Consider the following 13,568-nt stretch of genomic DNA (forward strand, 5'->3'; position numbering starts at 1 on the left):
TAAATTCCAGTATTAATTAAGCCAGATTTATATTTTCTTCCCATACCTCATTGGGTGTTTTATAACCGAGCACTTTTCTTGGTAAATTATTTAAAAAATCCTCAATTTCTTGTAATTGCTTTATTGTTAATTTTTTTATATCTAAAGATTTAGAGTATACTCTGTGCACCATTGAGTTAATCTTCTCTATCAATGGTTTTTGCCATGGAGAATAAGGATTGCAAAAATATACTTTTCGTTCAGATTTTGGCAATAGTTGTTCATGATTGGTAAATTCTTTGCCATTATCTAACGTTATGCTTTTGATTATATGCGACAATTGTTTAAGTTTTTTATTCATGTTACCAATCACATCTTGTGTTCTTTTTGAACGGTTTAAAGTGAGAAACACTTTTTGTGTTCTGATATCCACAAGAGCGCCTATATTACGACTTTGATTACCTTTGTTAAAAGTTAAATCACCTTCTAAATGACCTATTGCTGCTATCTTTCTATTTATCTCTGGTCTTTCAGTAATGGAAACTCGATTTGGTATTGTAATTCTTTTGTTTCTGATTCTTGTACCATGATGCAACCTATTTTTCCTTTTTCTTGCTAAAGATAAATATAATTTTTGCCTTTGTGCTATAGGAGATGTATAAATAAACTGGTATATACTCTCTGTAGAAATATTGACAGTATCTCGTGATAGTTTACGTCTACCTGAAATTATATCTGGTGAAATACCCTGTGTTAACTGCTTTATTATTTCTGCTCGTAAATTATTATCAATATCTAATTTTCTTTTTCTCTTACCTTGCCTTAAACTGCAAGCAAGTGTGTTAGCCCTATCTGGTCTATAATTATGCCTCATTCTCTTGAGTTCATAACATATAGTGCTTTTATCACGGCCAATCTTTGTCCCTATATATCGCGAGCTATAACCACTCTTATTCATTTCGTATATTTTAAATCTTTCATCTATCGTTAAATGAGCCATGATATATCTATATTTAAATGATGCTCCTCGCAGCAGAGCTACGAGGTATCTAAAAAAGTTTTAGTTGTTTCTTATGATATCACGAAGCAGAGCTTCGGGGAATTAAACCCTGAGAGATTAAAAATTGATTATATCTGGCTTAATTAATTATAGAACTTTCCAACTACCATTCCTCGCATTCTCAGTTTCAGCTCTATCATACTTGCTATAACCTAAATGTTCTGACATCTCAGCATGCAGTGCTCGCTCTAAAATACCCTTGGTTAATTCCTTAATTAATCTCTCAGGGTTTAATTCCCCGAAGCTCTGCTTCGTGATATCATAAGAAACAACTAAAACTTTTTTAGATACCTCGTAGCTCTGCTGCGAGGAGCATCATTCCATTCTGACTTAGTACTGTTTTTAAATCTACTCCGCCTTCTATCAGCAAATCTATTGCTTCATTTATTTTTTTATTCTTCTCTATTTGCATTTCTGTTACCTATATTTTTAATTACTTCTAATATAGGCTCAACAAAAATTTACACAATCATTGCAAAAGACTCTTCCAGTATTAATTAAGCCAGATTTATATTTTCTTCCCATACCTCATTGGGTGTTTTATAACCGAGCACTTTTCTTGGTAAATTATTTAAAAAATCCTCAATTTCTTGTAATTGCTTTATTGTTAATTTTTTTATATCTAAAGATTTAGAGTATACTCTGTGCACCATTGAGTTAATCTTCTCTATCAATGGTTTTTGCCATGGAGAATAAGGATTGCAAAAATATACTTTTCGTTCAGATTTTGGCAATAGTTGTTCATGATTGGTAAATTCTTTGCCATTATCTAACGTTATGCTTTTGATTATATGCGACAATTGTTTAAGTTTTTTATTCATGTTACCAATCACATCTTGTGTTCTTTTTGAACGGTTTAAAGTGAGAAACACTTTTTGTGTTCTGATATCCACAAGAGCGCCTATATTACGACTTTGATTACCTTTGTTAAAAGTTAAATCACCTTCTAAATGACCTATTGCTGCTATCTTTCTATTTATCTCTGGTCTTTCAGTAATGGAAACTCGATTTGGTATTGTAATTCTTTTGTTTCTGATTCTTGTACCATGATGCAACCTATTTTTCCTTTTTCTTGCTAAAGATAAATATAATTTTTGCCTTTGTGCTATAGGAGATGTATAAATAAACTGGTATATACTCTCTGTAGAAATATTGACAGTATCTCGTGATAGTTTACGTCTACCTGAAATTATATCTGGTGAAATACCCTGTGTTAACTGCTTTATTATTTCTGCTCGTAAATTATTATCAATATCTAATTTTCTTTTTCTCTTACCTTGCCTTAAACTGCAAGCAAGTGTGTTAGCCCTATCTGGTCTATAATTATGCCTCATTCTCTTGAGTTCATAACATATAGTGCTTTTATCACGGCCAATCTTTGTCCCTATATATCGCGAGCTATAACCACTCTTATTCATTTCGTATATTTTAAATCTTTCATCTATCGTTAAATGAGCCATGATATATCTATATTTAAATGATGCTCCTCGCAGCAGAGCTACGAGGTATCTAAAAAAGTTTTAGTTGTTTCTTATGATATCACGAAGCAGAGCTTCGGGGAATTAAACCCTGAGAGATTAAACATTGATTATATCTGGCTTAATTAATGTCCCCCTACGGGGATAAAAAATCCCTCGCCTTCAGGCGAAGGGAAGATATAATGAAGTTGCTTTAGCAACGAATTGATAAAAAGATATGAGAAGTTATAGAAAAAATAGTCATAGCCAGTATGATTTAAAAGTACATATTATATGGATACCAAAGTATAGAAAAAGAGCATTGGTAGGAAAAGTAACTGAGAGAGTCAGGGATTTATTAAGGCAAATTTGCATGGAACATGAAGCATATATAATTTCAGGTAAAGTATCTTGTGATCATGTTCATATATTTATTTCATACCGTCCTCAAGTGGCTTTAAGTAAGCTTGTACAATATCTAAAAGGGAGTAGCTCAAGAATATTATTGCAAGAATTTGCTCATTTAAGGAAACAATTTTGGGGTAATCATTTTTGGGCTAGAGGATATATGGCGGTGAGTTCAGGTAATATTACTGACGAAATGATACAGCAGTATATTGATGAACAAGAAGGTGAGCCAGTAAATGATGATCGATTTCTAATCGATTCCACTTTATAACCCCTCAGCTTATAGCTGAGGGTTGTTTAGTTATAGCAGGAGTTTCGCACTTAGCAAATAATATGCTAATCTAGAGAAAAATAGTTTTAGATAAAAATGACAAGATCAAAATGTAGCAAAGATTTATATAAATCATTCTTACAAGCAAGTAGTGTAAGATATACTAGCAAAGCATTATCTGAAGTAAGTCCATTAGATCTATCGCACGATAGTGCAAGTCGATGGTTAAAGAGTAAGGATTTTCGCCCTAGCGAAATCTATAGCAAAGTGTCAAAATATATTGATCTGGAAGATCCTTGTTTATTAGTAGGAGATGACACCTTATTGTCAAAGCAATACAGTAAGAGGATCGAGCTTGTAAATTATCAATATTCTGGGGCTGTACATGATGTTATACCTGGTATAGGAATGGTAAACTTACTGCATTACAATACTCAAATTGATCAATCTACTCCTGTAGATTATAGAATATATGATAAAGAAACTGATGGTAAAACAAAGAACGAGCATTTTTGTGATATGCTTACTTTAGCTAAAGAAAGAGGTATCAAGCCTGATGCTATAGTTATGGATGCTTGGTATAGTGGTTTGGATAATTTAAAACATATACGTAATTTAGGTTGGATATGGGTTACCAACCTAAGAAAAAATAGAAAAGTTAATCGTAATGTTAGCTTGGAAACTTTAGAGATTCCCGATGAAGGGCTAAAAATTCACCTACGTGGATACGGTTGGGTTACGGTATTTAAGTTTGTGGCAAAAAATGGTCGCATTGATTACATAACAACTAATTTAGAGAATCCTACACGTGAGCAAATAGAGAAAATTGTTAAGGCGCGTTGGTCTATAGAAGTTTATCATCGAGAATTGAAACAAACTTGTGGTATTGAATGCTGTCAGGCACGCACGGGTCGAGCTCAAAGAAATCATATTTGCCTTGCTGTATTGGCCTGGCTTGATATGAACAAAAGGAGGATAAATGAAAACATTACTTTATATCAACAAACTTGGGAAGTTATAAAAACATCAATTCAGAACAACATTAAATGGCTTCTAACTAATACACAATTTTGCTAAGTGCGAAACTCCTGTATAGAACTTTCCATTGTTTGGCGATAAGGGTTATATCAAACAGGAGCTCTTTGATGATCTATACAGCAAAGGAATCAAGTTAGTAACTGGCATAAAGAAGAAAATGAAGAATAAACTTATGCCATTATTTGAAAAAATATTATTACGCAAACGCTCAATTATCGAAACAGTATTTAGTGTGCTGAAGGGTGCTTTCGAGATCGAACATACAAGACATAGATCAATTTGGAATGCCTTTGTACATATCTTATCCGCCCTAATTGCATACTGTATGAAACCTAACAAACCTGCTATATCTCAAAATTAGCTAATCCAGAATTCAGGTTATAAGAGGGTTTGCCTGAACCTTGATTCTGTACATAATTACGTAATTTCTGCTCATCACCATGTTTACCTACTGTGCTCATAAAATATCCTTTACTCCAAAACTCACTTCCCCATAATTTTTCTTTAAACCTGAATTCTGGATTAGCTAATTTTGAGATATAGCAGGTTTGTTAGGTTTCATACAGTATGCAATTAGGGCGGATAAGATATGTACAAAGGCATTCCAAATTGATCTATGTCTTGTATGTTCGATCTCGAAAGCACCCTTCAGCACACTAAATACTGTTTCGATAATTGAGCGTTTGCGTAATAATATTTTTTCAAATAATGGCATAAGTTTATTCTTCATTTTCTTCTTTAGGAAAGTTCTATAAATGATGCTCCTCGCAGCAGAGCTACGAGGAGCATCATTTAAATATAGATATATCATGGCTCATTTAACGATAGATGAAAGATTTAAAATATACGAAATGAATAAGAGTGGTTATAGCTCGCGATATATAGGGACAAAGATTGGCCGTGATAAAAGCACTATATGTTATGAACTCAAGAGAATGAGGCATAATTATAGACCAGATAGGGCTAACACACTTGCTTGCAGTTTAAGGCAAGGTAAGAGAAAAAGAAAATTAGATATTGATAATAATTTACGAGCAGAAATAATAAAGCAGTTAACACAGGGTATTTCACCAGATATAATTTCAGGTAGACGTAAACTATCACGAGATACTGTCAATATTTCTACAGAGAGTATATACCAGTTTATTTATACATCTCCTATAGCACAAAGGCAAAAATTATATTTATCTTTAGCAAGAAAAAGGAAAAATAGGTTGCATCATGGTACAAGAATCAGAAACAAAAGAATTACAATACCAAATCGAGTTTCCATTACTGAAAGACCAGAGATAAATAGAAAGATAGCAGCAATAGGTCATTTAGAAGGTGATTTAACTTTTAACAAAGGTAATCAAAGTCGTAATATAGGCGCTCTTGTGGATATCAGAACACAAAAAGTGTTTCTCACTTTAAACCGTTCAAAAAGAACACAAGATGTGATTGGTAACATGAATAAAAAACTTAAACAATTGTCGCATATAATCAAAAGCATAACGTTAGATAATGGCAAAGAATTTACCAATCATGAACAACTATTGCCAAAATCTGAACGAAAAGTATATTTTTGCAATCCTTATTCTCCATGGCAAAAACCATTGATAGAGAAGATTAACTCAATGGTGCACAGAGTATACTCTAAATCTTTAGATATAAAAAAATTAACAATAAAGCAATTACAAGAAATTGAGGATTTTTTAAATAATTTACCAAGAAAAGTGCTCGGTTATAAAACACCCAATGAGGTATGGGAAGAAAATATAAATCTGGCTTAATTAATACTGGAATTTACCTTATTCCAGTTACTAACTTGATTCCTTTGCTGTATAGATCATCAAAGAGCTCCTGTTTGATATAACCCTTATCGCCAAACAATAATCCCGTGATATGTTTGGTGATTATCGAAACCGGCGCTCTATCATCTACATTACCAGGCGTTAGTTTTAGACCTTGAATCTCACCTTTTTCGTTAATAACCAAATGTAATTTTAGACCAAAAAACCAACTTTTTGTTGTTTTACCCAAAGCAGCAATACCGGCAAAGACTTTATTACGAGAGATTCTTTTTCGATGACAAACCTCTAAAGATGTGGCGTCAATATAAGAAACTCCCGTAGATTGAGCTGCCTGCATATACCATTCAAGTAATAAAACTAAATAACTCAGAACTCTTGGTTTTAGAGCTATAAAACGAGTATATGATGGAAGAGTTACAAAGTCTGATTTATATAATTGTAGATAGGACATATAAAAATATTTAAAGTTTTTACAGGGTGATTGATGGTATAAAAGCACTATTGTTAACAGCTCAGAATAGCTTATTTCAGGCTTTCTTGTAGGGTTTTTATTAATTAATTGGTAGAAATGATTTATTAATCCACTGCTCGCTAATTTTACAAAAATCATCGACAAAACAAAATAATGCAGTAATATCTTTCTTCATGGGGATACTCTTGTTTTTTTGCTAAAAATTATATAGAGTATCTTCTATCCCTTGTAAATACTTACTTCCAAACCTAGATTAATCCAGAATTCAGGTTTTAAGATTTGGATATTTCTCAAACATTTTCTTAGAAGTAATACTTTTTATGATTTGAGTTATTTTTGTTGGGCTATACATTGGTATTGACTGTAATAAAAAATGTACGTGATCTTTATCTACTCCTATTTCTAAAAATCTAATTTCATAACAATCTTCTATGTGCTCACAAATTTTACACAAATAATCATCTAGTTCTTGATTGAATATTACTCTTCTATACTTTGCCGGCGTTACTAAATGATATATTAGTACTGTGACATTATGACTCTTATGTATATAACTGCTTTCTTCCATTCAAGTAGTATATCACGAAGCAGAGCTTCGGGGAATTAAACCCTGAGAGATTAAATGAGCGTGGCAATCTCAGGGTTCTATGCTGCTTCATAAGATTGCCGCGTCGATGCTACGCATCTCCTCGCAATGACGGTAAAGTTATAATTTCATCTTGACCAAACTCTAATAATATTTTATCTATATAAGATGTTTAGAAAAATTTTATTGCCTTACATTTTTGTTATCATTTCTTTACTTACCCAAGTAAGTGAAGCAAAAAAGGCTGTAAAAAATTCTTCTAAAGTTCCTATTCCCGTTCAAACTAGTTTAGTAATTAATGAAAAAAATGGCGAGGTTTTGCATGCTCATAATTCACAAGTTCGGATGTATCCCGCCTCTTTAACTAAATTAATGACGCTATATTTAATGTTTGAGTCAATTGAGACAGGTAAACTATCATTAAATAAAAAGCTAACCGTATCAGAAAAAGCGGCAAAAATGCCTCCTTGTAAGCTAGGTTTAAAAGCAGGTGAAACTATAACAGTCAGAGATGCTATTAATGGGTTAATTATAACTTCTGCTAATGATGCTGCGGTAGTTGCAGCTGAAAATCTTAAAGGCTCAGAAAAAGCTTTTGCTCATGCAATGAATGTCAAAGCTAAACAACTTGGGATGAAAAATACCTATTTTAAGAATGCTTCAGGTTTGCATGATCCGTTGCAGCAAACCACCGCAAGAGATATGGCTAAGCTTGCTTTAGCAATTAAGAAAAACTATCCTAAATATTACTCATTATTTTCTAAAACAAGTTTTGTATTTCGTGGTAACACAAGAAATGGACATAATAATGTTACCAAAAACTATCAAGGAGCTGAAGGTCTAAAAACAGGATTTACTAATCCATCTGGTTATAATTTAGTTACTACTGCCTCAAGAAACGGTAAGTCGTTAATCGCAGTTGTTACAGGCGGTAGAAGTGCTGGATCTCGTGATCAGAAAATGATCGGGTTATTAGATCAGCACTTTAGCGTAGCATCTACCAAGCCTAAAGTCACACTTGCTTCTAATAATAAAGTAAAAGCAAAACCTAAGCCAAAAATAGTGATAAAAAAAGGAGTCATGCGTAGTTAGTCTATCCGCCAAAAACACTTCAAATCCTGATCATTTGTAATGGGATAGAGTTTTGACAACAAATTGCTAAGATTTTCAATAAAAATTAATAAGTTATGTTAATTTTTACTGATACATTTCTGTGTTGGTCTAATTTTGATATGGAGCTATTGTTAACGATTTTTTATCGTTCATCTAGTTTTTGCATGATGATATTTTTGATTTATGTGGAGTTAGACACGATTTGTAAATGATTTGCAATGCATCGTAAATTCAAACCAATAGCAGAGATTATTGGATTGATAATATCTCCTATCATACCTTTCAAGAAGTTTCTACCCATCCGACCATATTGCTTTAAGTGACCTATTATTGGTTCTATGGCACTGCGTCTCTTGATCATAGACTTGTCCTCTTGTAACAACTTCTTCCGCGTTTTTGGGGTATATACCTTACTCTTCTCCTTTACATTGCTACCACTATACCCAAGATCAACAAATGATTTCTTTATCTTGATTCCAGTGACACTCTCTACTGCTTCAAAGCTCTGATGCAATGTATGACCATCATAAGGATTATTATGAAACGATTTTGCGGATAAAACAAAATTTCTACGACCACTTACTACTACCGCTACTTTATTGCCAAACTCATATGGCTTGTTGCGTTTTCCCTTTCCTATACACTCTACTTCAGGGGCATGAAAACTATATAATACTTTGTTATCTTCTTTATATTGCTTTTTAGCTTCTCTTTTTAAAACAGATTGGTTATGTATTTGTTTTATTTTTTGCAATACTTCTTGATTTTTGAGAGACAAGTTTAATTGCTTATTTTTGATCTCACGCTCACATACTCTAATCAAACGACCCAGTAATATTTTTAAATGCTTCATTATTTTCCAACGCTTCTTGGCTTTACTATGTTCTTTATATTTCCATAGCTTTACTATATCGCGTTTATAGGTTCTAGCGTATGTTTCATTCAAATGTATACCCAAACTGTTGCAAAGCTTTACTATGCTAAGCCTAGCTTTATCCATTAAATAAACATCGTGTGGGTGTTTGATATTCTTAATTTGTACAGTCGTATCAGCGATGATTAATTCCAAATCTTTTTTTTTAATTGTGTTAGTTTTTATCCCAACCCTGATCAACTCCGATAATATCTCATTATATCCAGCTTCACCTAATACACTACGAAACCGTCGTATACTAGTTTCCGAGATAGCTATGTCTTTTTCTATATATTCCCACCCGCAGAAATACTGCCAATACATATTCTCTTTTAGCTCTTCCTCTGATAATGAATCTGAAAAATTATACATTGCTTGTAGCATCGTTATGCCAAGCATCACTCTATGACATTTTCTATTTCTACCAAATTTCTTAATACAAACATTTTTTGATAACCACTCTTCGAGCCTAGACCAATTTATTAATTCTCTTAATTTATATAGCTTATTATTTGGGTTTAATTCTTCTTTTAATTTATAACCAAACAGTTTCCCTTGTTCTTGCGATTTGATAATGTTGTCTATTGGCATTGACTGAAATCCATAAGGTTTATGACCATATTTTATCATTTTCTTACGGATTGTTGTATTACTTCTTGTCTTAAAACCATATTATCTATAAGGCTTGTAGAGTTTTGGCGGACGGACTAGTTAGTCTATCCGCCAAAAACACTTCAAATCCTGATCATTTGTAATGGGATAGAGTTTTGACAACAAATTGCTAAGATTTTCAATAAAAATTAATAAGTTATGTTAATTTTTACTGATACATTTCTGTGTTGGTCTAATTTTGATATGGAGCTATTGTTAACGATTTTTTATCGTTCATCTAGTTTTTGCATGATGATATTTTTGATTTATGTGGAGTTAGACACGATTTGTAAATGATTTGCAATGCATCGTAAATTCAAACCAATAGCAGAGATTATTGGATTGATAATATCTCCTATCATACCTTTCAAGAAGTTTCTACCCATCCGACCATATTGCTTTAAGTGACCTATTATTGGTTCTATGGCACTGCGTCTCTTGATCATAGACTTGTCCTCTTGTAACAACTTCTTCCGCGTTTTTGGGGTATATACCTTACTCTTCTCCTTTACATTGCTACCACTATACCCAAGATCAACAAATGATTTCTTTATCTTGATTCCAGTGACACTCTCTACTGCTTCAAAGCTCTGATGCAATGTATGACCATCATAAGGATTATTATGAAACGATTTTGCGGATAAAACAAAATTTCTACGACCACTTACTACTACCGCTACTTTATTGCCAAACTCATATGGCTTGTTGCGTTTTCCCTTTCCTATACACTCTACTTCAGGGGCATGAAAACTATATAATACTTTGTTATCTTCTTTATATTGCTTTTTAGCTTCTCTTTTTAAAACAGATTGGTTATGTATTTGTTTTATTTTTTGCAATACTTCTTGATTTTTGAGAGACAAGTTTAATTGCTTATTTTTGATCTCACGCTCACATACTCTAATCAAACGACCCAGTAATATTTTTAAATGCTTCATTATTTTCCAACGCTTCTTGGCTTTACTATGTTCTTTATATTTCCATAGCTTTACTATATCGCGTTTATAGGTTCTAGCGTATGTTTCATTCAAATGTATACCCAAACTGTTGCAAAGCTTTACTATGCTAAGCCTAGCTTTATCCATTAAATAAACATCGTGTGGGTGTTTGATATTCTTAATTTGTACAGTCGTATCAGCGATGATTAATTCCAAATCTTTTTTTTTAATTGTGTTAGTTTTTATCCCAACCCTGATCAACTCCGATAATATCTCATTATATCCAGCTTCACCTAATACACTACGAAACCGTCGTATACTAGTTTCCGAGATAGCTATGTCTTTTTCTATATATTCCCACCCGCAGAAATACTGCCAATACATATTCTCTTTTAGCTCTTCCTCTGATAATGAATCTGAAAAATTATACATTGCTTGTAGCATCGTTATGCCAAGCATCACTCTATGACATTTTCTATTTCTACCAAATTTCTTAATACAAACATTTTTTGATAACCACTCTTCGAGCCTAGACCAATTTATTAATTCTCTTAATTTATATAGCTTATTATTTGGGTTTAATTCTTCTTTTAATTTATAACCAAACAGTTTCCCTTGTTCTTGCGATTTGATAATGTTGTCTATTGGCATTGACTGAAATCCATAAGGTTTATGACCATATTTTATCATTTTCTTACGGATTGTTGTATTACTTCTTGTCTTAAAACCATATTATCTATAAGGCTTGTAGAGTTTTGGCGGACGGACTAGTTAGTCTATCCGCCAAAAACACTTCAAATCCTGATCATTTGTAATGGGATAGAGTTTTGACAACAAATTGCTAAGATTTTCAATAAAAATTAATAAGTTATGTTAATTTTTACTGATACATTTCTGTGTTGGTCTAATTTTGATATGGAGCTATTGTTAACGATTTTTTATCGTTCATCTAGTTTTTGCATGATGATATTTTTGATTTATGTGGAGTTAGACACGATTTGTAAATGATTTGCAATGCATCGTAAATTCAAACCAATAGCAGAGATTATTGGATTGATAATATCTCCTATCATACCTTTCAAGAAGTTTCTACCCATCCGACCATATTGCTTTAAGTGACCTATTATTGGTTCTATGGCACTGCGTCTCTTGATCATAGACTTGTCCTCTTGTAACAACTTCTTCCGCGTTTTTGGGGTATATACCTTACTCTTCTCCTTTACATTGCTACCACTATACCCAAGATCAACAAATGATTTCTTTATCTTGATTCCAGTGACACTCTCTACTGCTTCAAAGCTCTGATGCAATGTATGACCATCATAAGGATTATTATGAAACGATTTTGCGGATAAAACAAAATTTCTACGACCACTTACTACTACCGCTACTTTATTGCCAAACTCATATGGCTTGTTGCGTTTTCCCTTTCCTATACACTCTACTTCAGGGGCATGAAAACTATATAATACTTTGTTATCTTCTTTATATTGCTTTTTAGCTTCTCTTTTTAAAACAGATTGGTTATGTATTTGTTTTATTTTTTGCAATACTTCTTGATTTTTGAGAGACAAGTTTAATTGCTTATTTTTGATCTCACGCTCACATACTCTAATCAAACGACCCAGTAATATTTTTAAATGCTTCATTATTTTCCAACGCTTCTTGGCTTTACTATGTTCTTTATATTTCCATAGCTTTACTATATCGCGTTTATAGGTTCTAGCGTATGTTTCATTCAAATGTATACCCAAACTGTTGCAAAGCTTTACTATGCTAAGCCTAGCTTTATCCATTAAATAAACATCGTGTGGGTGTTTGATATTCTTAATTTGTACAGTCGTATCAGCGATGATTAATTCCAAATCTTTTTTTTTAATTGTGTTAGTTTTTATCCCAACCCTGATCAACTCCGATAATATCTCATTATATCCAGCTTCACCTAATACACTACGAAACCGTCGTATACTAGTTTCCGAGATAGCTATGTCTTTTTCTATATATTCCCACCCGCAGAAATACTGCCAATACATATTCTCTTTTAGCTCTTCCTCTGATAATGAATCTGAAAAATTATACATTGCTTGTAGCATCGTTATGCCAAGCATCACTCTATGACATTTTCTATTTCTACCAAATTTCTTAATACAAACATTTTTTGATAACCACTCTTCGAGCCTAGACCAATTTATTAATTCTCTTAATTTATATAGCTTATTATTTGGGTTTAATTCTTCTTTTAATTTATAACCAAACAGTTTCCCTTGTTCTTGCGATTTGATAATGTTGTCTATTGGCATTGACTGAAATCCATAAGGTTTATGACCATATTTTATCATTTTCTTACGGATTGTTGTATTACTTCTTGTCTTAAAACCATATTATCTATAAGGCTTGTAGAGTTTTGGCGGACGGACTAGTTAGACTTCAAAATCGTCATTGCAAGAAAATTACGTAGTAAATGATGCTCCTCCGCAGCAGAGCTACGAGGTATCTATCCAAAAAGCTTTAACTGTTTTTGTTGAAATGCTTTATAAGAAGGTTTGCCTGAACCTTGATTCTGTACATAATTACGTAATTTCTGCTCATCACCATGTTTACCTACTGTGCTCATAAAATATCCTTTACTCCAAAACTCACTTCCCCATAATTTTTCTTTAAGATTTGGAGATTTCTCAAACATGGTAAATTCCAGTATTAATTAAGCCAGATTTATATTTTCTTCCCATACCTCATTGGGTGTTTTATAACCGAGCACTTTTCTTGGTAAATTATTTAAAAAATCCTCAATTTCTTGTAATTGCTTTATTGTTAATTTTTTTATATCTAAAGATTTAGAGTATACTCTGTGCACCATTGAGTTAATCTTCTCTATCAATGGTTTTTGCC

The 13,568-nt window shown here is 32.6% G+C and carries 13 protein-coding genes and 5 pseudogenes; 5 read left to right on the forward strand and 13 right to left on the reverse strand.

Going from position 1 to position 13,568, the window contains the following annotated elements:
• Positions 1-16: 16 nt before the first annotated feature.
• From AAHI98_RS06320 to AAHI98_RS06330, 4 genes and pseudogenes are all read right to left on the reverse strand, one after another.
• A complete protein-coding gene (locus tag AAHI98_RS06320) occupies positions 17-979 on the reverse strand; it encodes an IS30 family transposase (RefSeq protein ID WP_342224646.1) in 963 nt (320 codons plus the stop codon).
• Positions 980-1,138: 159 nt separating this feature from the next.
• Positions 1,139-1,297 (reverse strand): annotated as a pseudogene (locus tag AAHI98_RS18120) (transposase); the annotation flags it as partial.
• 25 nt (positions 1,298-1,322) lie between these two features.
• Positions 1,323-1,451 (reverse strand): hypothetical protein, encoded by a 129-nt coding sequence (locus AAHI98_RS06325; protein WP_342224793.1) that lies wholly within the window; start codon positions 1,449-1,451, stop codon positions 1,323-1,325.
• An 85-nt stretch (positions 1,452-1,536) separates the two neighbouring features.
• Complete coding sequence (locus tag AAHI98_RS06330; protein WP_342224646.1) at positions 1,537-2,499, reverse strand: IS30 family transposase; 963 nt, start codon at positions 2,497-2,499, stop codon at positions 1,537-1,539.
• A 235-nt stretch (positions 2,500-2,734) separates the two neighbouring features.
• On the opposite strand from AAHI98_RS06330, the gene tnpA (AAHI98_RS06335) reads away from it, so the two are divergent.
• From tnpA (AAHI98_RS06335) to AAHI98_RS06345, 3 genes and pseudogenes are all read left to right on the forward strand, one after another.
• On the forward strand, positions 2,735-3,175 hold the full coding sequence (gene tnpA / locus AAHI98_RS06335; protein ID WP_342224764.1) for an IS200/IS605 family transposase: 441 nt from the start codon (positions 2,735-2,737) through the stop codon (positions 3,173-3,175).
• A gap of 96 nt (positions 3,176-3,271) precedes the next feature.
• Positions 3,272-4,252 (forward strand): IS701 family transposase, encoded by a 981-nt coding sequence (locus tag AAHI98_RS06340; RefSeq protein WP_342224656.1) that lies wholly within the window; start codon positions 3,272-3,274, stop codon positions 4,250-4,252.
• A gap of 28 nt (positions 4,253-4,280) precedes the next feature.
• Positions 4,281-4,574, forward strand: a pseudogene (locus tag AAHI98_RS06345) (transposase); the annotation flags it as partial.
• Here AAHI98_RS06345 and AAHI98_RS06350 read toward each other — a convergent pair.
• Positions 4,558-4,719, reverse strand: a pseudogene (locus tag AAHI98_RS06350) (transposase); the annotation flags it as partial. The pseudogenes AAHI98_RS06345 and AAHI98_RS06350 overlap by 17 nt on opposite strands.
• Positions 4,720-4,739: 20 nt before the next feature.
• The gene (locus tag AAHI98_RS06355) at positions 4,740-5,024 is read right to left on the reverse strand and encodes a transposase (RefSeq protein WP_342225354.1); all 285 of its coding nucleotides are present in this window, start codon (positions 5,022-5,024) and stop codon (positions 4,740-4,742) included.
• Here AAHI98_RS06355 and AAHI98_RS06360 point away from each other — a divergent pair.
• Complete coding sequence (locus AAHI98_RS06360) at positions 5,023-5,985, forward strand: IS30 family transposase (protein ID WP_342224646.1); 963 nt, start codon at positions 5,023-5,025, stop codon at positions 5,983-5,985. The genes AAHI98_RS06355 and AAHI98_RS06360 overlap by 2 nt on opposite strands.
• Before the next feature lie 16 nt (positions 5,986-6,001).
• Here AAHI98_RS06360 and AAHI98_RS06365 read toward each other — a convergent pair.
• Together AAHI98_RS06365 and tnpA (AAHI98_RS06370) are read right to left on the reverse strand one after the other, a co-directional pair.
• Positions 6,002-6,653: pseudogene (locus AAHI98_RS06365) on the reverse strand (IS982 family transposase); the annotation flags it as partial.
• 90 nt (positions 6,654-6,743) lie between these two features.
• A complete protein-coding gene (gene tnpA / locus AAHI98_RS06370; protein WP_342225355.1) occupies positions 6,744-7,046 on the reverse strand; it encodes an IS200/IS605 family transposase in 303 nt (100 codons plus the stop codon).
• A 186-nt stretch (positions 7,047-7,232) separates the two neighbouring features.
• On the opposite strand from tnpA (AAHI98_RS06370), the gene AAHI98_RS06375 reads away from it, so the two are divergent.
• A complete protein-coding gene (locus AAHI98_RS06375; RefSeq protein ID WP_342225356.1) occupies positions 7,233-8,156 on the forward strand; it encodes a D-alanyl-D-alanine carboxypeptidase family protein in 924 nt (307 codons plus the stop codon).
• Positions 8,157-8,358: 202 nt separating this feature from the next.
• Here AAHI98_RS06375 and AAHI98_RS06380 read toward each other — a convergent pair whose 3' ends face one another.
• From AAHI98_RS06380 to AAHI98_RS06400, 5 genes and pseudogenes are all read right to left on the reverse strand, one after another.
• The gene (locus AAHI98_RS06380) at positions 8,359-9,720 is read right to left on the reverse strand and encodes an IS5 family transposase (RefSeq protein ID WP_342224717.1); all 1,362 of its coding nucleotides are present in this window, start codon (positions 9,718-9,720) and stop codon (positions 8,359-8,361) included.
• Between the two features lie 287 nt (positions 9,721-10,007).
• Positions 10,008-11,369 (reverse strand): IS5 family transposase, encoded by a 1,362-nt coding sequence (locus tag AAHI98_RS06385; protein WP_342224717.1) that lies wholly within the window; start codon positions 11,367-11,369, stop codon positions 10,008-10,010.
• 287 nt (positions 11,370-11,656) lie between these two features.
• Positions 11,657-13,018, reverse strand: a complete 1,362-nt coding sequence (locus AAHI98_RS06390; protein WP_342224717.1) for an IS5 family transposase — start codon at positions 13,016-13,018, stop codon at positions 11,657-11,659.
• A 155-nt stretch (positions 13,019-13,173) separates the two neighbouring features.
• On the reverse strand, positions 13,174-13,362 hold the full coding sequence (locus tag AAHI98_RS06395; protein ID WP_342225357.1) for a transposase: 189 nt from the start codon (positions 13,360-13,362) through the stop codon (positions 13,174-13,176).
• Positions 13,363-13,380: 18 nt separating this feature from the next.
• Positions 13,381-13,568: pseudogene (locus tag AAHI98_RS06400) on the reverse strand (IS30 family transposase); the annotation flags it as partial.

Origin of the sequence: Rickettsia endosymbiont of Urophora cardui (assembly GCF_964030725.1) — a bacterium.
In the GTDB taxonomy this organism is placed as follows: Bacteria; Pseudomonadota; Alphaproteobacteria; order Rickettsiales; family Rickettsiaceae; genus Rickettsia.